This is a genomic window from Nitrosomonas sp. HPC101, assembly GCF_009833125.1.
In the GTDB taxonomy this organism is placed as follows: Bacteria; Pseudomonadota; Gammaproteobacteria; order Burkholderiales; family Nitrosomonadaceae; genus Nitrosomonas.
Window position 1 is genome coordinate 43,030 of the sequence record NZ_QRCC01000001.1, and the last position, 20,685, is coordinate 63,714.

General features: G+C 49.5%; 18 protein-coding genes. 8 read left to right on the plus strand and 10 right to left on the minus strand.

Translation table 11 applies throughout. The annotated features are described in order from the left end of the window. Window positions 1-62 precede the first annotated feature (62 nt). The 5 genes from ABO04_RS00165 to leuS form a co-directional block, all read right to left on the minus strand. On the minus strand, window positions 63-242 hold the full coding sequence (locus tag ABO04_RS00165; RefSeq protein ID WP_160808605.1) for a hypothetical protein: 180 nt from the start codon (window positions 240-242) through the stop codon (window positions 63-65). Window positions 243-490: 248 nt separating this feature from the next. Next, a complete protein-coding gene (locus ABO04_RS00170) occupies window positions 491-907 on the minus strand; it encodes an OsmC family protein (protein WP_160808606.1) in 417 nt (138 codons plus the stop codon). Further along, window positions 908-2,041, minus strand: coding sequence for a DNA polymerase III subunit delta (gene holA, locus ABO04_RS00175; RefSeq protein WP_345852736.1), 1,134 nt, complete (start codon window positions 2,039-2,041; stop codon window positions 908-910). Further along, a complete protein-coding gene (lptE, locus tag ABO04_RS00180; RefSeq protein ID WP_160808607.1) occupies window positions 1,992-2,486 on the minus strand; it encodes an LPS assembly lipoprotein LptE in 495 nt (164 codons plus the stop codon). The genes holA and lptE overlap by 50 nt, the downstream gene beginning before the upstream one ends. A gap of 20 nt (window positions 2,487-2,506) precedes the next feature. Further along, window positions 2,507-5,113 (minus strand): leucine--tRNA ligase, encoded by a 2,607-nt coding sequence (gene leuS, locus ABO04_RS00185; RefSeq protein WP_160808608.1) that lies wholly within the window; start codon window positions 5,111-5,113, stop codon window positions 2,507-2,509. Window positions 5,114-5,357: 244 nt separating this feature from the next. Between leuS and queA the strand changes: the two genes are divergently transcribed. The 7 genes from queA (at window position 5,358) to ubiE (ending at window position 12,102) form a co-directional block, all read left to right on the plus strand. Beyond that, window positions 5,358-6,398, plus strand: coding sequence for a tRNA preQ1(34) S-adenosylmethionine ribosyltransferase-isomerase QueA (queA, locus tag ABO04_RS00190; protein WP_160808609.1), 1,041 nt, complete (start codon window positions 5,358-5,360; stop codon window positions 6,396-6,398). Continuing rightward, window positions 6,395-7,498: a tRNA guanosine(34) transglycosylase Tgt gene (gene tgt / locus ABO04_RS00195; protein WP_160808610.1), complete on the plus strand. Its 1,104-nt coding sequence runs from the start codon at window positions 6,395-6,397 to the stop codon at window positions 7,496-7,498. Before queA ends, tgt begins: the two co-directional genes overlap by 4 nt. 46 nt (window positions 7,499-7,544) lie before the next feature. Then, window positions 7,545-8,009, plus strand: coding sequence for a preprotein translocase subunit YajC (yajC, locus tag ABO04_RS00200; protein WP_160808611.1), 465 nt, complete (start codon window positions 7,545-7,547; stop codon window positions 8,007-8,009). A gap of 87 nt (window positions 8,010-8,096) precedes the next feature. Continuing rightward, a complete protein-coding gene (gene secD, locus ABO04_RS00205; protein WP_160808612.1) occupies window positions 8,097-9,944 on the plus strand; it encodes a protein translocase subunit SecD in 1,848 nt (615 codons plus the stop codon). 26 nt (window positions 9,945-9,970) lie between these two features. Next, a complete protein-coding gene (gene secF, locus ABO04_RS00210; RefSeq protein ID WP_160808613.1) occupies window positions 9,971-10,903 on the plus strand; it encodes a protein translocase subunit SecF in 933 nt (310 codons plus the stop codon). Window positions 10,904-10,941: 38 nt separating this feature from the next. Next, window positions 10,942-11,319: a DUF971 domain-containing protein gene (locus ABO04_RS00215; RefSeq protein ID WP_160808614.1), complete on the plus strand. Its 378-nt coding sequence runs from the start codon at window positions 10,942-10,944 to the stop codon at window positions 11,317-11,319. Window positions 11,320-11,370: 51 nt separating this feature from the next. Then, window positions 11,371-12,102: a bifunctional demethylmenaquinone methyltransferase/2-methoxy-6-polyprenyl-1,4-benzoquinol methylase UbiE gene (ubiE, locus tag ABO04_RS00220; RefSeq protein WP_160808615.1), complete on the plus strand. Its 732-nt coding sequence runs from the start codon at window positions 11,371-11,373 to the stop codon at window positions 12,100-12,102. Window positions 12,103-12,253: 151 nt separating this feature from the next. Here the strand turns inward: ubiE and speB are convergent, their stop codons facing one another. The 5 genes from speB to ABO04_RS00245 all read right to left on the minus strand — a co-directional run bounded on the left by speB (window position 12,254) and on the right by ABO04_RS00245 (window position 18,254). After that, window positions 12,254-13,222 (minus strand): agmatinase, encoded by a 969-nt coding sequence (speB, locus tag ABO04_RS00225; RefSeq protein ID WP_160808616.1) that lies wholly within the window; start codon window positions 13,220-13,222, stop codon window positions 12,254-12,256. 201 nt (window positions 13,223-13,423) lie between these two features. Continuing rightward, window positions 13,424-13,906, minus strand: a complete 483-nt coding sequence (gene lspA / locus ABO04_RS00230; protein ID WP_160808617.1) for a signal peptidase II — start codon at window positions 13,904-13,906, stop codon at window positions 13,424-13,426. A 40-nt stretch (window positions 13,907-13,946) separates the two neighbouring features. Further along, the gene (ileS, locus tag ABO04_RS00235; protein ID WP_160808618.1) at window positions 13,947-16,760 is read right to left on the minus strand and encodes an isoleucine--tRNA ligase; all 2,814 of its coding nucleotides are present in this window, start codon (window positions 16,758-16,760) and stop codon (window positions 13,947-13,949) included. 1 nt (window position 16,761) lies between these two features. Next, entirely contained in the window at window positions 16,762-17,739 is a 978-nt protein-coding gene (locus ABO04_RS00240) for a bifunctional riboflavin kinase/FAD synthetase (RefSeq protein ID WP_160808619.1), read from the minus strand. A gap of 83 nt (window positions 17,740-17,822) precedes the next feature. Next, complete coding sequence (locus tag ABO04_RS00245) at window positions 17,823-18,254, minus strand: group III truncated hemoglobin (RefSeq protein ID WP_160808620.1); 432 nt, start codon at window positions 18,252-18,254, stop codon at window positions 17,823-17,825. Between the two features lie 160 nt (window positions 18,255-18,414). Between ABO04_RS00245 and ABO04_RS00250 the strand changes: the two genes are divergently transcribed. Continuing rightward, window positions 18,415-20,670, plus strand: a complete 2,256-nt coding sequence (locus tag ABO04_RS00250; RefSeq protein ID WP_160808621.1) for an ABC transporter substrate-binding protein — start codon at window positions 18,415-18,417, stop codon at window positions 20,668-20,670. Window positions 20,671-20,685: the final 15 nt, after the last annotated feature.

Genomic DNA, 20,685 nt, shown 5'->3' on the forward strand with positions numbered 1-20,685 from the left:
AAATCATGCAGATAAAAAAACCGCCCCGAGGGGCGGTTAGAAAACTTGAATCATATCGCTTCTCAATTTTTGTTTTGTTCTTTTTCCTGTTCAGCCTTATCTAAGTTATCAGGCATGGAATCACGTTCCATTGACATGCTTGGCGGATAATTGGCAGGTTTGTCTGTATCAATACAGCCCGTCAAACCAGTTAAAGTAGTAGCGGCAATCAATGCAGTAAGCAGTACATGTGAAATTTTCATTTTTCCTGTCTCCCTGTTGAAATTTAAAAATATATTGTCTTTCTTTACGTTTTTGCTGCCTGCCTTTCCTTCCAGAAAAAACAGCGCTCGCTATTATTATCAGAATCAAAATTTATTGTCCAGAAATTTATAAACGGCTTGTAGACTGACTTTAAGATTATTTTGGAACTCATTGAAAATTTGTAAAAATCAATATTCCAACTTTATTCCGCTTCGTAACGGTTTAGTCGTTTAGTCTGAAAACTGATTCAACCGGCAATAATTTCATAGTCATGTGTGATGTTTACTGTCGCTCTCAGCATCATGGAAGCAGAGCAGTATTTTTCAGCTGACAGCCTGATTGCCCGCTCCACCAGTCTGGAATCCAGATTTTTACCGGTAATAATGAAATGCAAATGGATATGGGTGAATACTTTCGGATCTTCGGTCGCGCGCTGAGCATCCATTTCAACCTGGCACCCGGTGATTTCCTGGCGTCCCTTACGCAGAATATATACGACATCAAAAGAAGTACACCCGCCCAGGCCCAGCAATATCATTTCCATCGGGCGCGGTCCCAGATTCTTCCCGCCTGCTTCTGGCGATCCATCCATGAGTACAGAATGTCCGCTCCCAACCTGTCCGAGGAAACTGACTCCTTCCTGCCATATAATGTTTGCTTTCATTTATTTTAAAGATGAGTTGATAACAGATTGAAAATCCTTTCTTCCGGCAGCCTTGAAACGGCCATCAGCAACAAAACAGATCCCGAGATTCAACAATTCTTCCCAGACATCCCCTTTCACGACGCCCTTGATGATCCGGTCGATGACAGCCGCCTGCAACAAAGCCTGTACCAGTAACGGATAGCGAGTACGATGAAAAATGCCTGCAATCAGTTTTTGCCTGGAAGGCCACACACGCAACGTCGTCATGACTTGTTCAAGTGTCATCCCCCGATTGGCGTTCTTAACCAGATAGATTTTTAGCAACAAACGGATCTGTTCCGCCAAAACAGCCAGGATCAGCGGGGGTGCCATTCCTTCCCCCTGCAATCCTTCCAGAATACGGCGATAACGCACCATATCGGCTGTCAGCATGGCTTCCGGTAACTGCAGCACATCAAAGCGCGTAACGTCCAGAATGGCGTTCTTGACCTGCTCAAAAGTCAAGCGACCAGAAGGATAAAGTAACCCCAGCTTGCTGATTTCCTGATGTGCCGCCAGCAGATTGCCTTCAACCTTATCCGTGAAGAATTGTAATGTATCCCGATCCACTGTTTGCTTCTGCTGCTCAAGACGCTGCTTTATCCAGGAAGGCAGGTGGTCACGCCTGACCGGTTTTATTTCGGTGATCCGACCGGCATATTCAAGCGCCTTGAACCATTTGCTTGCGCGCGCCTGCCGATCAATTTCCGGTAACGTAACAATAGTCACCGTATCACGCGGCAGATCCTGACAGAATTTTTCGATCGCCATACCTCCTTCTCTGCCCGGTTTTCCGGAAGGAATACGTAAATCAAGCATGCGTCGTTCGCTGAACAGAGAGGATTGACGTCCCCAATGAGACAGGCTGGTCCACTCAAATCGCTGGTCAACCGTAAGGATTTTACGTTCGATATAACCCTGATCCCTGGCATAAGTACGAATCCGGTCGACTGCTTCCATCACCAGCAGCAGTTCGTCCCCCAATACCACATACAGAGAAGCAATATTACTACCAGGCTGTCTGGCAAGCGGTTCCGGATCGCGTCGCATCAATGCACACAGCTCACCCGGAGGTGACAGCTGTAATCTGGCGAAGAATCTGTTGCACAGCATCTTTCTGCATATCCTTGTACAGCATTTCCTCCTCCGCTGCCTTGGCCAGCTGCTGCGCATCCAGGTATGGGAGAATACGTGTCAGCCTGATTTCCTGTAAGGGCGCCAGCTCGGTATTGTGCGGATCCAGCAATCGGGCGGCCACCCGATAGATCAGCTCAAACTCGCGTACCCTGCCCCCCTCTGAGAGAGACAGGATTCTTTTTTCCCGGATTGCATACACAATCTGGATGACCGCCTCAGATTTTTCGATCTTTTTTACTATCTGTGCCTGTGTATGGGTGCTGATTACCCGCTCAAGATCAGAGCCAATGGTCATCCCTGCAGGTGCTGTAACATAAATTCGTTTAAAGGGAAGTTCGGAAATCTGTCCCCGCAACTTGAAGCCACAGGCAGTCAAACTCAATATCAGTAAGACAGACAGCAGGATTCGCAATGTCATCATCACAGCAGAATATCTGTTCGTTAAACAACAATATTGACCAATCTTCCCGGTACGATAATCACCTTCCTGACTGGACGACCCGCAATATTTTTTTGAACATGCTCATGCTCCAGAGCAGTCTGTTCAATAATGGCCTGATCTGCTTCCCTGGCAATGCGTATCTGCCCGCGCAGCTTGCCATTGATCTGGACGACGATCTCGATTTCATCCTGAACCATTGCCTGCTCATCAGCCTGCGGCCAGGGCTGATCAAGCAGCTCGGTACCTGGCCTGAGTTCACGCCACAATACGTGACAGATATGCGGAACAATAGGGGAAAGCAGCAGCACGATGTTTTCAAGTGCCTCCTGCGTGAGTTGGCGCGCAGCTGAACTGCTATCCTGCACGCCGGCCAGTTTGTTCATCAGCTCCATGACGGCTGCAATTGCGGTATTGAATGTGTGGCGCCGTTCAAGATCATCCGTCACCTTGGCAATCGCCTGATGTAACTGGCAGCGAAAATCCCGCAGATTGTCCGGATATTCCTGGTGCGGTATCAAGCCGGCTGCAGGAACGTCACTACCCTGCTGTCCATGCAAATAGACCTGTCGCCACAATCGCTTGAGGAAACGGAAAGCTCCTTCAACACCGGCGTCCGACCATTCCAGTGTCTGCGTGGGCGGACTGGCAAACATCATGAACAAGCGGGCGGTATCTGCTCCGTATTGCTCGATGATTTCCTGTGGATCGATCCCATTATTCTTCGATTTCGACATGGTGCCGATGCCACCGGATTCAACCGGCTGGCCATCTACCCGCAAAATGGCACCTATTCTTTTTCCTTCTGCATCATGTTGTACATCCACTTCTGTCGGATTGAAGTATTGAATGCGTCCGCTGCCAGTTTTGCGAAAAAATATCTCGTTCAGCACCATGCCTTGCGTCAGCAGATTGGCAAATGGCTCGTCAAACGATACCAGGCCGAGATCACGCATGACTTTGCTCCAGAAACGCGAATACAGCAGATGCAGGATGGCATGCTCGATTCCACCGATGTACTGATCAACCGGCAGCCAGTAATTGACACGTTGATCAGTCATGGCGGCATGCTGGTCCTGACAGGCGTAACGGATGAAATACCAGGAGGAATCAACAAATGTATCCATGGTGTCGGTTTCACGCCGCGCAGGCTGCCTGCAGCGTGGACAGGCACATTCATAAAACGAGGGCGTTTTTGTCAGTGGATTGCCGGAACCATCCGGTACCAGATCATCAGGCAATACGACGGGCAGCTGATCATCCGGCACTGGCACTACGCCGCAATTGTCACAGTGAATCAGTGGAATCGGGCAGCCCCAGTAGCGCTGGCGTGAAATGCCCCAGTCGCGCAAGCGATACCGTACGCGCTTCTCACCCTGTCCCTTCAATTGCAGTTTCGCAGCAATCGCATTGATCGCATCTGTCGATTTCAGATCAGAAAATTCACCGGAATCAAACGTGACCCCATAGTCGGTAAACGCCTGCGCAAGCGGTACGGATAATGCGTCATTTTCCGGTCTGATGACCCCTTTGATTGGCAGGGAGTACTGACGGGCAAACTCGAAATCACGCTCATCATGTGCCGGCACCGCCATCACTGCGCCTTCGCCATAGCCCATCAGCACATAGTTGGCCACCCAGACCGGCAAACGTTCACCTGTGAGTGGATGCAGCACATACAATCCGGTGGCCATGCCTTGTTTATCCAGGGTAGCCAGTTCAGCTTCCATGGTGGCGCCCTGTCGGCAGGATTCAATAAAAGCAGCCAGATCAGGCCGCTTTTGTGCGGCATGCAGGGCAACCGGATGCTCTGCGGCAATTGCCACATAGGTCGCGCCCATCAGCGTATCTGCCCGGGTGGTGAACACTTTCAGCGCTTGTGGCATGCCGCAGGCAGGATCCGGAGGAAAAACGACATCCACCCCAAAACTTTTACCAATCCAGTTAGCCTGCATGCTTTTCACGCGCTCCGGCCAGCCCGGCAGTTTTTCCAGATCGGCCAGTAATTCATCCGCGTAGCAGGTTATTGCCAGGTAATAACCGGGAATTTCCCGTTTTTCCACTGTGGCTCCAGTACGCCAGCCACACCCGTCGATGACCTGTTCATTCGCCAGTACGGTCTGATCTACCGGATCCCAGTTGACCACCTGCGTTTTCCGATAAGCGATCCCTTTTTCCAGCATGCGCAAAAACAACCACTGATTCCAACGATAGTACTGTGGATCGCACGTAGCCAGTTCTCGTCGCCAATCGATGGCAAACCCCAGGCTTTGTAACTGGCTGCGCATGTAGGCGATATTGTCATAAGTCCATTTCGCAGGGGGCACCCCCTTCTGGATCGCAGCATTTTCAGCCGGCAGCCCGAATGCATCCCAACCCATTGGCTGCATGACGTTATACCCCTGCATGCGACGATAGCGTGATAATACATCCCCGATCGTATAGTTGCGCACATGCCCCATATGCAACTTGCCAGAAGGATAAGGAAACATGGACAGGCAATAATATTTTGGCTTATCGGGTATTTCAGTCGTGTTGAAAATGCCTGTTTTCTGCCAACTTTGCCGCGCCTGTTGTTCTATTTCCTGTGGATGGTATTTTTCTTGCATGGATAGGGTTTTTGCCAGACTGATAAAACTGCGATTATACCTTTAAGAAACCTCCGATTAAGTTCTCCATGAGCCGCATTGCAGACAAAATCGTGAGATCGCAAGAAGCGCGACCAAGATCGTAGCGTTATGAAGGACTGACCATTCGGCTGATGGAAAGCCTCTGGCGAAAAATCTCTTGTTGCTGTGTATTCTTTTCTCAAAAGATAGGGCTACCTTACCGGCCATCGGTATAATCCGCAGCATGAAAACGGATGATTTCGATTTTTTCCTGCCCAGTGAGTTGATTGCACAATTTCCGCTCGCAAACCGGATAGACAGCCGAATGCTGCACGTAAGCAGTAATTACCTTGATCTGCATGATGCTGCTTTCAAGGATCTGCCTGCCTACCTCAAACAAGGTGATGTCATCGTGCTCAACAATACCCGCGTCATCAAGGCCCGTCTGTCAGGCGTAAAACCCACTGGTGGTAAAGTTGAAGTCATGGTCGAGCGCATTCTGGATGCCCATCGGGCACGGGCATTGATTCGTGCCAGCCACGCACCCGCGACCGGCTCCACATTGCTGCTGGAAAACAGGATAACCGCGCGGGTGGAAGCACGCGATCAGGATATGTATATCCTGTACTTCATGCACTCGCTGCCACTGATCGAACTGCTTGATCAATACGGGCATACGCCGTTGCCACCCTATATTGAACGGAGTGCCACAATTGCTGATGAAAGCCGTTATCAGACTGTTTTTGCCCAGGAAAGCGGGGCCGTTGCAGCGCCCACTGCCGGTCTGCATTTTGATGGAATCATGCTGAAAATGCTCCAGACGCTGGGGGTAAAAATTGCCTGGATCACGCTGCACGTCGGAGCCGGTACGTTCCAGCCAGTACGCGTGGAAAATATCGATCAGCACATCATGCATATCGAGCAATACCATATCCCGGTGGAAACAGTGGAAATCATCCGGACATGCAAGGCAAATGGCGGCAGTGTGCTCGCGGTGGGCACCACCAGTTTGCGCGCGCTGGAGGCCTGTGCACTGACTGGAAATGGTGGATTGACTGCTGGATCGAACGAGACCAGTTTGTTCATCACGCCTGGTTTCCGCTTTCGCATCGTGGATCGATTGCTGACCAATTTTCATCTGCCTCGCTCCACTTTATTGATGCTGGTATCTGCTTTCGCCGGAATAGAAACCATTCGCCATGCCTATCAACACGCCATCGATAATCGGTATCGTTTTTTCAGTTACGGTGATGCCATGCTCATTGAGCGTGATAACCGATCATGAAATTTCAGCTGCATTGCACCGATCATGAAGCTCGGCGCGGGACGCTGACACTTGCCCATGGCACAGTGGAAACCCCCGCTTTCATGCCGGTTGGTACTTATGGTGCAGTCAAGGGATTATCTCCGGATGAATTGCAAACCCTGAATGCCGAAATCATTCTGGGCAATACTTTTCATCTGTGGTTGCGCCCCGGGCTGGAAGTAATTGAAGCCCACGGTGGATTGCACCGGTTCATGCACTGGAACGGGCCGATCCTGACAGATTCAGGCGGATTCCAGGTATTCAGTTTGGGCGCATTACGCAAAATCAGTGAAGAAGGCGTACGTTTCCGTTCGCCGGTCAACGGTGATACTTGTTTTCTGACTCCGGAAGAATCCATGCGCATCCAGCGCGTGCTGAATTCGGATATCGTCATGATCTTCGATGAATGCACCCCTTATCCGGTTGATATGCAGATGGCCGAAGCTTCCATGCAACTGAGCCTGCGCTGGGCAGAGCGTTCCAAAGCTGCTCACGCGGGGAATGCAAACGCACTGTTCGGTATCGTACAAGGCGGCATGTATGAGTCATTGCGTGATCGCTCAGTAGCCGGTCTTTGTGATATCGGTTTTGACGGATACGCCATTGGCGGATTGTCTGTAGGAGAACCCAAACCGGAAATGCAGCATATTCTCAGCCATACCGCGCCACAGCTGCCGGCAGACAAACCACGTTATCTGATGGGGGTAGGCACACCAGAAGATATCGTCCATGCGGTTGCACAGGGTATCGATATGTTCGACTGTGTACTGCCTACCCGCAACGCGCGCAATGGCTGGCTCTATACCAGCCAGGGCATCCTCAAGCTGCGTAACAGCCGTTACCGGCTGGATACCTCGCCCCCGGATGAACACTGCGAATGCTACACGTGCCGTCATTTTACCCGCGCCTATCTGCATCATCTGCAGCGTACCGGGGAAATGCTCGGTGCCCGTCTCAACTCACTGCATAACCTGCATTACTATCAGCAGCTCATGTCCAACATCCGCGAAGCGATCGAAGCGGGTCAGTTTGAACAGTTTGCACGCAGATTTCCCGGCCAGAACTTCATGCTAAAATAGCCGACGATTCAATTCCCATTCATATCCGCTTGAAGGAGAAAATCTGATGCTCATAAACGAAGCTTTCGCCCAGGCCGCCAATGGCGCAGCCCAGGCTTCCGACCCTACTCTGATGAGTTTTCTGCCCATGATTGGTATCGTGGTCATTTTTTACTTTTTGCTGATCCGTCCGCAAACCAAGCGGGCCAAAGAGCAAAAACAAATGCAGAACGAATTACAGAAGGGCGACGAAATCATTATCAGCGGAGGAGAGCTGGGCCGGGTTGTAAGCGCGGGTGAAAGCTACATCACCATGGAAATTGCAATCGGCGTTGAAATCACTGTACTCAAATCCTCTGTTCAAACATTATTGCCCAAGGGAACACTCAGAAGCATAGAAACCGGCAAAAGCGGTCGGGCACTCAAAAACGGCAAACAAAAATCCACCGAATCCCGCCAGGCCGAACCGGAAAACAAGGAAACCGAAACCAGCGAGGCCGGATCCCCAACACAGGACAACGAAAAGAACTAATTCACCGGCACATTCCGCTCTTTTTTGATTATCTAAAATTGTAGCGTAACTTCCGGCATTCCCCTTTCTTCTGAAATACTGGCCATTATGAATCGCTACCCCCTCTGGAAATATATTGTTATCGCCATTTCAATTCTGCTTGGATTGCTGTATACCCTGCCCAACTTTTTTGGTGAATCCCCTGCTGTCCAGATCTCGCCACTGCGAGCCGGCGCACGGACCGATGCAGCGCTCTTGCAACATGTAGAGCAAGTGCTCAACCAGCAAAATCTCTCCTATAGCGAAACAATCCTAGAATCAACTGGAATCAAGATCCGGTTCACCGATACGGACACCCAGATCAAGGCAAAGGATATTCTAAGTTCCGAGGTTGGCAGCGATTATGTTGTTGCGTTAAACCTGCTATCCAATTCCCCGCAATGGATGCGTCGTATTGGTGCTTTACCCATGTATCTGGGTTTGGATCTGCGGGGAGGCGTTCACTTCATGCTGCAAGTGGATATGGCCGGCGCACTCACGAAATCACTTGATCGATTCAGCGTCGATCTGCGCAGTACATTACGTGAACAAAGAATCCCGTCTGCCGGAATCAGCCGGGAGCGATCAAAAATCGTGATCAGATTCCGGGACGGACAAGCGCGGGAAAAAGCAATTACAGAACTCGGAAAAGCATTCGAGGATCTCGTCTTTCAATCGGAAGATACTGGTGGGGAGCCGCGTCTGGCAGTTTCAATCAAACCGGAAGCGCTGGTACATATGCAGAATACTGCCGTCCAGCGTAACATCACCACGTTGCGCAACCGGGTCAATGAGCTGGGTGTAGCAGAACCCATCATCCAGCAGGCGGGAGTCGACCGGGTAATCGTGCAGTTGCCGGGTGTACAGGATACTGCCAAGGCAAAAGATATACTGGGCAGGACTGCCACATTGGAAGTACGCATGGTGGATGAGGATGGTGATATTGATGCCGCCTTGCGTGGATCGGTTCCTCCAGGGACCGAACTGTTCACTGAGCGTGGAGGCGGCCCACTGCTGGTGAAAAAGCAGATCCTGCTCACCGGTGATCGTATTACGGATGCCCAGCCCGGATTTGATCAGGATCACCAGCCTGCCGTCCACGTCACGCTGGACAACAATGGCTCGCGTATTTTCAAGCAGTTAACGCGCAATAATATAGGCAAACGCATGGCCATTCTGCTGGTGGAAAAAAATCTGACAGAGGTGGTTACCGCACCCGTTATTCGTGAAGAAATCGGCGGTGGGCGCGTACAAATCAGTGGCAAGATGAGTAGTACCGAGGCACGTGATGTTGCGCTGCTGTTGCGCGCCGGTGCATTGGCCGCCCCCATGGAAATTGTTGAGGAGCGTACAGTCGGACCCAGTCTGGGAGCTGAAAATATCTCCAAAGGCTTCAATTCGATCTTGTATGGTTTCCTGGCGGTAGCCACGTTTATCATAATTTATTACTCAGCGATCGGTGTGATCTCCGTTGTAGCGCTCGCTATCAACCTGCTGTTTCTCATTGGATTACTCTCGATCCTGCAAGCGACATTAACGCTCCCCGGTATGGCTGGCATGGCGCTGACTGTCGGGATGGCCATTGATGCCAACGTGCTGATTAACGAGCGTATCCGGGATGAAATACGCCATGGCGCTGCACCACAGGCAGCTATCCATGCCGGATACGAGCGTGCCTGGGATGCAATTATCGATACCAACCTCACCACAATGCTTGCCGGTCTTGGTTTGATGATATTCGGCAGCGGGCCGATCAAAGGGTTCGCCGTCGTGCTGTGTCTGGGAATTCTGACCACACTCTATAGCTCAGTCACTGTTTCACGTGCGATGGTCAATCTGTTGTATGGCAACCGCAAACTCGAGCGCGTTCCGATTGGAACCATCAAAATGCCGAAAAAAAGTAACAACAAACTTTAAATCACACTTACTGAAACCGGATAATCATGGATTTTTTCAGATTCGAACGCGATATTCCCTTTACCCGCTGGGGAAAGTTATCAATGACTTTTTCCCTGATCATTTCCATCTTGGCGATCTATTCCCTTGTGACAAAGGGGCTGAACCTCGCAGTAGATTTTACAGGCGGCACCGTGATGGAAATCAGCTACCAGCAACCTGCTGATCTCAATAAAACCCGCAAAATCCTTGCCGATATCGGAATGCCTGATGCGATCGTGCAGAATTTTGGTACCTCCCGGGATGTCTTGATCAGGTTGCCTGTCAGGGCGGAACATGTCGGAGGCAATCTGTCCGAGATGGTGATAAGTGCGCTCAAGGCAGATGATCCTTCGGTTGAAATGAGACGGGTGGAATTCGTGGGCCCGCAGGTGGGAGATGAATTGCTGGAAAACGGTTTGTTGGCGATGCTGTTTGTTTCCATAGGTATCGTAGCTTACCTGGCTTTCCGGTTTGAATGGAAATTCGGAGTTTCCTGTATTATTGCCAACCTGCATGATGTACTGATTATCCTGGGGTGTTTTTCCTTTTTTCAGTGGGAATTCGATTTGACCGTGCTGGCTGCTGTGCTGGCCATTCTGGGTTATTCAGTCAATGAATCTGTGGTCATCTCCGACCGAATTCGGGAAAACTTCCGCAAGCTGCGCAAAGCTGATGTAACAAAAGTAGTCAATAACGCCATTACTGAAACCATGTCACGCACTGTGATTACGCACGGAAGCACGCAACTGGTGGTGATTTCCATGTTTTTATTCGGTGGAGAAGCATTACATAATTTTGCGTTAGCACTCACGATTGGTATTTTGTTCGGTATTTATTCTTCTATCATGATTGCCAGCCCGATACTTATATTGCTGGGCGTCAAACGGGAAGATCTGGTCAAAATCGAGCGTAAACCGCAGGAAGAAGCGGTGCCATGATGTTGTGATGTTGTTTTGACAACCTGAGCAAAAATTTTATGGCTGGACTTAATCCACAAACACCCATTCCAACGGAGTTAAAGCTGCACCGCAAATCCGGTGTATTGAACATCACGTTCAATGACGGCAAATCATTTCGCTTCCCTTGCGAATTCCTGCGGGTTTACTCTCCTTCTGCTGAGGTACGCGGCCACGAGCCTGGCCAGGAAATTTTACAAACCGGCAAAAAGGATGTAACCATTACACATATCGAACCGGTAGGCCGCTACGCGGTTAGACTGGATTTTTCTGATGGCCACAATACCGGTTTATATTCCTGGGATTTACTCTATGATTACGGATTGCATCAGGAAAGCATGTGGCAAGATTACCTGCACCGGCTGGAATGCTCTGGCAGCAGCCGCGAATCGAAATAGGAATACGTTTTATCAGATATCAATCATTCGTTCATATAGATCTTCAAAACCATGAATACCACACACTTTGGCTTCACAACGGTTTCAGAAACAGAGAAAGCCCGCAAGGTTGCGAAAGTTTTTCATTCGGTCGCGGCACGCTACAATTTGATGAACGATCTTATGTCCATGGGATTGCATCGCTTGTGGAAAAAATTTGCAATTGATGTCAGTGGTGCCAAGAAAGGGAACAAGGTACTGGATATTGCTGGTGGAACCGCTGATCTGACCGCTTTATTCCAGGAAAAGGTAGGCGACACAGGGGAAGTCTGGTTGACCGACATCAACAATTCCATGCTATCGATCGGCCGGGATCGTATGCTGAATGATGGTAAAAACATACCGGTTGCACAATGTGATGCCGAGAAACTGCCCTTCCCGGATAATTATTTTGACCGGGTTTGCGTTGCTTTCGGCTTGAGAAACATGACACACAAGGATATAGCCCTGCGAGAAATGTGGCGCGTACTGTCACCGGGAGGATCACTTATCGTGTTGGAATTTTCCAAGGTATGGAAACCCTTGCAGCCTTTATATGATACCTATTCCTTCAAGGCGCTGCCGTTCATGGGAAAAATCGTAACCCAAGACGATGCCAGTTACCGCTACCTCGCCGAATCCATCCGGATGCATCCTTCCCAAAAAGAACTGAAACAGCTCATGGAGCAGGCCGGTTTTGAACGGGTTGAATATTTCAATCTGACGGCAGGTGTCGTAGCACTCCATCGCGGTTATAAATTCTAGAACGTTTCTTTGTATCAAGTGTTTACAACCTGATTTATCAGAGAGCCTTATTTCTTTCTCTCTGCCCTACTTGTCCGGCAGGCTGTGCTTGCGCTGCAAGCTGTCCGGACAGTTCCCCTCCAAAAAAAATCGTAACAGACAGCATAAGATCCTATAACATCCCGTCTGCCTTACGTTTCGCCAGTAAGCAAATCAGATCACAGGCAATATGGGCAGCAGCAAGTGCTGTTATCTGACCGTGATCATAGGGAGGAGACACTTCCACGATATCCATCCCGATCAGGTTAATTGCGGTAAGACCACGAATAATTGCCAGTACCTGTGCAGTGGACAATCCTCCACACACCGGAGTACCGGTACCCGGAGCATAAGCGGGATCAAGGCAATCAATGTCAAAGGTGAGATAAGCCGGCTGCACGCCGACAATTCGTTCAATTTCAGCAACCACTGCATCTGTTCCCTGCCGATGTACCTGGTCAGCATCCAGGATACTGATACCCATAAAATCGTCATTCCAGGTGCGAATACCAATCTGAACAGAATGCCTGATATCAATCAGACCATCCCGCACTGCTTTATAAAACATGGAACCATGATTCAGTGAAGCGGGAGAATCATCCGGCCAGGTATCGCAATGTGCATCGAAATGGATTAATGACAAGGGCGCTCCCGTTTTCTCCACATGCGCTTTCAACAGTGGATAAGAAATCGAATGGTCGCCACCAAATGTCAACATGCGTGCGCCAGACGCCAGAATATGCCGGGCATGATCAATAATCGCTCCATGAATCGTCATCGGGTTATGCACATCGAGAAAGCAGTCTCCAGAATCAATCACGGCAAGATTCTCGAATGGATCAAACCCCCATGGATAGGGCTTGAGCGAAGCCACTTCAGCGGAAGCCTGACGAATTGCCAGTGGCCCGAAACGGGCACCGGAGCGATAAGATACCGCCAGATCCAATGGGATACCACTGATCACCAATTCAACTCCTGTCAGATCCTTGCGAAAAGGACAGCGCATAAAGGAAAGCATACCCGAGAAAGTTGGCTCCCGTAGCATGCCGTAAGATGTTTTGCGTGCTATCGCACCATCAATCTTGACAGGATCATTCGACATGATTTGATTTTGTTTCCTTTATCACTGAATGCGCTTGTATGACGCGACTGGAGTATTGCTGCCATGACGGCAGATATTATAGAAGAAACTGTTGGCTCTAATGTCACACTGCGAATCAGCTTACGCTGATCACACGAAATTTCTCCAATCTCAGCCAGAGGGCTGCATATTCGCTCAGATGCATCTCTGGCGAGCATTACTTCATCCTTCCTGATTGGAATCTTTCTTGCCATTCCAAATACTGTCCAGAATTAATAGGCATGCACCGCATACTATGGCTGAATCAGCAAGATTAAATGCCGGCCAATGGTAACCACTCACGTGGAAATCCAGAAAATCGACGACATGCCCCAACATGATCCGATCCCAAAGATTACCCAGTGCCCCTCCCAGAATGAGACTCAGTGCAATGCAAAACAGCCGGTTTATCGTATTTTTGTACAGAAGATAAACAATCAGAACAGATACAAAAAAAGCAATTGCGCTCAGAAACCAGCGCTGCCAGCCAGAAGCATCACTCAGAAAACTGAAAGCTGCTCCCGCATTGTAAGCAAGCACAAGATTGAAGAATTCGGTGATGACAATCTGCTGACCGTAAGACAGGTTAAGCTCAACCCAGCGTTTGGTAAATAAATCCAGCAGCAGAACAATTGTGGCTAAACTCAAACTGAAATACAGCTTCATCACGTGCTCTTATATGTTTTTTGGTGATTTTTTATGAAAATCAGGCATAACACCGGTGTTCACCAGGCCCCGAGAGATTGCTCACGCAACGGCTACACAATGACGGATGATCAGCAATTGATCCCACGTCCTGCCGATAATGCCAGCAACGCTCACATTTCTGATGAGGGCTGGCTGTTACAACAATCGTTTCTTCAGCAACGCTATCCACATACTGCAAATGCACTTCGGATGTAATCAGTACAAACCTGAGATCCTCTCCCAGCGAATTGAGCAACGCATAATTTTCCCCGGTTGAGTAAATTTTTACCGTAGCAGCCAGCGACGAACCGATTTCTCCCCGAATACGCGCATCTTCCAGCTGTTTCAGCACCCGGGCGCGTAACTCACGCAATTGCTGCCAGCGCTGTACCAGAACGCGCGTATCTTCCGGTTGTTCCGGGAAACGATGCCAGGTATGCAGAAAAATACTGTCCTCTTCCGATCCACCCAGTTGCTGCCAGACTTCTTCCGCGGTAAAACTCAGTGTCGGTGCAAACAGGCGCGCCAAACTGTGAACAATATGATAGAGCGCACTCTGGGCAGAGCGCCGTGGAATTCCATTTGTCATCGTGGTATAGAGACGATCCTTGAGGATATCCAGATAAAAACCACCCAGATCTTCAGAGCAGAAATGATGTAACCGGGCAATTGCCTGATGAAATTCATATCGTTCGTAAAACTGGATAAGTTCATCCTGCAATGCTTCTGTGTAAACGAGCATATAGCGGTCGATTTCCATCCATTCCTGTACCGGCAATGAATCTGTAGTTGGATTGAAATCAGCCAGATTGGCCAGCAAGAAACGCAAAGTATTGCGGATACGCCGATAGGTCTCGACTGTGCGTTTGAGAATTTCATCGGAAATGGACAGTTCACCGGAATAATCCGTAGAAGCCACCCAAAGTCGCAGAATATCGGCACCGAGTGTGTCGGCAATTTTTTGCGGAGCAATAACGTTACCTTTCGATTTGCTCATCTTGTAACCTTGTCCGTCTACCACAAAACCATGTGTCAGCAAGGCGGAATAAGGCGCATAACCATCGATGGCGCATCCCGTCAACAGTGAAGATTGAAACCATCCGCGGTGTTGATCAGAACCTTCTAGGTAAAGATCGGCCGGATGCTTCAACTGTGGGTCCGTTTTAAGTACGGTTTCATGTGTCGTACCAGAATCAAACCAGACATCGAGTGTGTCCGTCAGCTTCTGGTAATGCTGAGCTTCTTCCCCCAGCCATTCAGATCCGGTTGCATCAAGGCTGAACCATGCCTCGATTCCTTGTTGCTCAACCAGATCGGCCACTTTTTCCAGCAATTCCTGCGTCCGGGGATGCAATGCATGCGTTTCCCTGTGAACAAAAAGGGTCATTGGAACGCCCCAGTTACGCTGGCGAGAAATACACCAGTCGGGACGGTTGCTAATCATAGCTTCCAGCCGTGCCCTGCCCCACGCCGGATAAAAGCGGGTAAGTTCTACTGAATGGAGAGCAAGATCACGCAACGATTCTCTGGCTGATTGCGAAGCGGCAGAGTGTTGCATACCGATGAACCACTGCGGTGTCGCACGAAAAATGATCGGTGTTTTATGGCGCCAGCAATGCGGGTAGCTGTGTTCGATTTCTTCTGCATGCAGTAAATGACCACTACTCTGCAATGCATCGATTACAACATTATTGGCTTTCCAGACAAACAATCCTCCAACCAGTGACGTCTCCTCCCGGAATTTACCGTCTCCCTGAACCGGACTGTCACTGGGCAGGCCATACTGCTGGCCAATGAAGTAGTCATCCAGCCCGTGAGCCGGTGCGGTATGAACGAGACCAGTACCTGCCTCCAATGTCACATGTCGTCCGCAGATCACTTTAACGATGCGATCAGCAAAAGGATGATGTAAAGACAACGCTTCCAGTGCCTGCCCCTTGCAAGTCGCCACTACCTGTCCTTCAAGCTGGTAGCGGGCAAGACAGGCGTTCATCAGTTCGGAAGCCAGCAATAGCCATCCTTGGGCGGTACTGACTAGGCTGTATTCGAATTCAGGATGTACGCATACTGCCTGATTGGCAGGAAGCGTCCAGGGTGTCGTTGTCCAGATCACGGCAAGAATACGGATATCCGCTGGAATGGGTATATTCATTGCTTTGGTCAGCAGATGATCAGCACCCTCCCCGCCTGCCACTTCAAACCCAACGTCAATTGCCGGCGAACGCTTGTTTTCATATTCCACCTCGGCTTCCGCCAGTGCCGAGCCACAGTCGATACACCAGTTAACTGGTTTCTGCCCTTGGTAAAGATAGCCGTTCCGGTAAATTTTCCCGAGCGCACGGATGATGCCGGCCTCAGTTGCATAATTCATCGTGAGATAGGGATGCTCCCAGTCACCCAGCACTCCTAATCGGATGAAATCAGCTTTCTGTCGATCCACCTGTTGCTGCGCAAAAGATCGGCACAATTTCCGCACTTGGTCTGCGGGCAGATGTTTGCCATGTTTCTTCTCGATCTGATGTTCGATCGGCAGGCCATGGCAATCCCAACCTGGTACATAAGGTGCGTCAAAACCGGATAGAGTCTTGCTTTTGACAATGATGTCCTTGAGGATTTTATTAACAGCATGGCCGATATGAATGTCGCCATTAGCGTAGGGAGGGCCATCATGCAGAATAAATTTGGGCCGCCCCTGACTGGCAACCCTGATTTTCCGGTAAAGGTTCTTTTCCTGCCAGGCCTTGAGCATGACAGGTTCGCGTCGAGCCAAATCGCCGCGCATGGGAAAAGGAGTATCAGGCAGATTCAGCGTTTTTTTGTAATCGATTGTCATATCAGCAATCCAGGCAAACCGTTGCGTGCATGGAAGAATCTACCTGAGAAAAATAGGCTTTGGCACGAACAACGTCCTGTTCTATCTGTTTCACCAGCATTTCCATGTCTGGAAATTTTTCCTCATCCCTGAGTTTTTGCAGAAACTCGACTCGTAAACGTTGTCCATAAATATCTTCATCAAAATCAAACAAATGCACTTCAAGCAGGGGAAGGGCAGATTCGAGAACAGTTGGCCGGATGCCCAGGCTGGCTACCCCCCTCACCCGCCGGGAATGACCAGATTTCTTGCTCCAACTCGCTTCCACCACAAAAATACCTCTCAACAAAGAATGATGATTTTCCAATTTGATATTGGCTGTCGGGAAACCCAGTTTTTTACCTAATTTGATGCCATCCACCACCCGCCCACTTATACTGAAAGGACGTCCAAGAAGTTTTGTAGCCAAATCGAGATCATCAGAGGCCAGTGCATTACGCACTGCCGTACTTGAAACTCTCAGTTCATCCAACATAACCGGAGACATCACCTCTAGCACGCGCGCTCCCGATTCCGGGAAAAACTTTCGCAACAAAGCAATATCTCCCGATCGTCGGGCGCCAAAGCGGAAATCCTCTCCTATCAGCAACCAGCGAACATTCATTTCCTGCAACAAAACGCGTGTAACAAACAATTCCGCACTGATTTTCGCAAATGCATGATTGAAGCGATAAATCTGTACTCGGTCTACACCCAAACCTGCCAACAGTCTGAGTTTTTCACGCAGATTGGTCAATCGTGCAGGCGCACAATCAGGTGCCAGGAGCTCCCGTGGATGCGGCTCAAATGTCATAACGCAGGATGTGACATCCAGGCGGCGTGCTGCCCGTTTCAACCGTGCAATCATCGCCTGGTGACCAAGATGAACTCCGTCGAAGTTCCCGATCGTCAGGGCAACAGGCCCCTCCTTGCAGGATATGGCCCGCCTGCTTATACGCATGTCATCAATCCAGCTGAACGGTTACCCGGTGACAGCCTGACAATTTTTCCATGACAACTTTGGCAGCCCAAATTTATTATCCCTTATACCTCAGCGGCATCGAGGCCAACTGGCTCACGCTGCGGAAAATGACTCATCTGATAACCCATCCAGAGCCGTCCGGCAATAAATTCAGCAACGGTATCTGCATGCTGCTTCAGCATCGGGTTTCCCAGTTCATGGGTCGTTTCCCGGAAAAGCTGCAACCAACGGCCGAAAAGGGCAGCATTGAGTTCAGGCAAAGCAATATGCTTGGGCATGGGCGCACCGCGAAAACGGCTGGTACCACGTAATTGTGCTGACCAGAAGTTGATCATTTGTACAAAATGTGCATCCCAGTCAATTACATGTTCCTCAAAAATAGGGCCTAATGCAGCATCTTTTCTTGCCTTGGCATAAAATTCGTGCACTAGTTTCGAAATTTCTTCTTCGGTATACAGATCGGGGCTGGGCTCTGGAATAGGACGAGGTATCATGGCACTGTGTTTTATATATTCATATGGATTAAAGTTTCGCATGCCGGGTGGCTGAGGCAATGATCCGGCTGCCTGAAGCTAGTATTTTCGCATATTTGCAATACAGCTTCGAGTCTTTGTATATAGGGTCTGAATATTGCTCAACTCCCATCGATCATTCATGAAAAAAAACCGGACACAGCCAATTGATACAAATTGTCTTTCTGCGCTGGCAGGCTTCTTCCTGAAAACGAAATTCAATACAACTTTCTGTGTCAGCCTGTTCTTACTGGGCCTGGTACTGTCCGGCTGTTCGAATGTCTGGAACAACCCCTATCCTGCTTCGGATGCTGGCAAGAACATTCTTTACAATGCCTTCGCTGAACGTCCGAAACATCTGGATCCCGTACAATCATACAGCTCGAACGAAATCCTGTTCACTGCCCAGATCTATCAGCCACCCCTGCAGTATCATTTTTTGAAGCGCCCACTGGCCCTGGTCCCCCAAACAGCCAGCAAAATGCCGCTTGTAAGCTATTTTGACAACAACGGCATACAACTGCTCCCCGGTTCGACTGACACCCATATCGCCTACTCCGTTTATGAAATCACCATCAACCCCGGCATTCTCTATCAACCTCACCCGGCATTCGCCCAGGATGAGCACAAGCATCTGCTTTATCACACACTAACGCCACAGGACATACAGGCGATCCAGACAATCAGTGATTTCAAGCACACAGGAACGCGGGAATTGATTGCCGATGATTTTATCTACCAGATCAAGCGGCTGGCCCACCCTCGGTTACACTCCCCGATCTTTGGTTTAATGGCGGATTACATCGTAGGGCTGAATGAATACGCTGATGTTCTGAGAAACCAGGATAAAACCCAGCCTGAAAACAGCTTTCTGGATCTACGAAAATTTCCTCTGGACGGAGTCGAACGGGTAGACAACTACACGTATCGCATCCGCATTAAAGGCAAATATCCACAATTTATCTACTGGCTGACGATGGCATTTTTTGCACCGGTTCCATGGGAAGCCGATCACTTCTTCTCACAACCCGGTATGGCTGAAAAGAATTTCACGCTTGACTGGTATCCGGTAGGAACCGGTCCGTACATGCTGACCGAAAACAACCCGAATCGGATTATGGTACTGGAACGTAACCCTAATTTCAGAGGGGAATACTATCCGGATGAAGGCATGCCGGAAGATATGGAAAACGATTTATTACGCGATGCCGGAAAACCACTGCCATTTATTGACAAAATTGTGTTCAGCCGTGAAAAGGAGAGCATCCCTTATTGGAATAAATTTCTGCAAGGCTATTATGACGCCTCCAGCATTGGCTCAGACAGTTTTGATCAGGCTGTGCAGATAACCGGTCAGGGTGAAGCAACCATCACTGAAGAAATGAAGGCACAAGGTATTCGTCTTGGAACAGCAGTCGCCCCATCCACCTACTACATGGGGTTTAATATGCTCGATCCCGTAGTAGGTGGCCGTACTCCAGAGGAAAAAGCTTCTGCACGCAAGCTGCGCCAGGCCATTTCCATTGCAGTTGATTATGAAGAATTTTTGTCTATTTTCGCGAATGGCCGTGGCATCGCTGCGCAGGGCCCTATCCCGCCAGGGATCGAGGGTCACCATGAAGGCAGCGAAGGCATGAACCCAATCGTCTACGAATGGCATCATGGGGAAGCGCAACGCAAACCAATCAAACAGGCACAAACATTGCTTGCTGAAGCCGGTTATCCTGGGGGCATCAGCCGCAAAACCGGCAAGCCACTGGTGCTGTATTACGATGTTACTGCCCGCAGCGCGGATGACAAATCAATTCTGGACTGGATGCGTATGCAATTTCGAAAACTCAATATCCAGCTGGTAGTGCGCAGCACCGACTACAATCGCTTCCAGGACAAGATACGTAAGGGAAATGCACAGATTTTTGAATGGGGCTGGAACGCAGATTACCCGGATCCGGAGAATTTCCTGTTTCTGTTGTACGGGCCACAGCGCAAAGTGGGTAACAGTGGCGAAAATGCCGCCAACTATGACAATGCCGAATACAACCGGCTGTTCGAACAAATGAAAAACATGGAACATGGCCCGCAGCGCGTACAAATTATTGACCGAATGATCACCATTTTACGGAAAGATGCTCCGTGGCTATGGGGCTACCATCCTAAAGATTTTGCCTTGTACCATTCCTGGTACCAAAATGTAAAACCCAACAGAATGGCCTATAACACGCTCAAATATTACCGGATAGATCCCAAGCTGCGCGACCGGAAACGTTATGAATGGAACACGCCTGTAATATGGCCAATTGGCACGGGAATAGTACTGCTGGCAGTTGTTCTGTTGCCGGCGTGGATTACCTACCGTCGCAAGGAGCAGCGCCGGGTGTTACAAAAACAGACAGCTTGATTTAAGCTTGCGTAA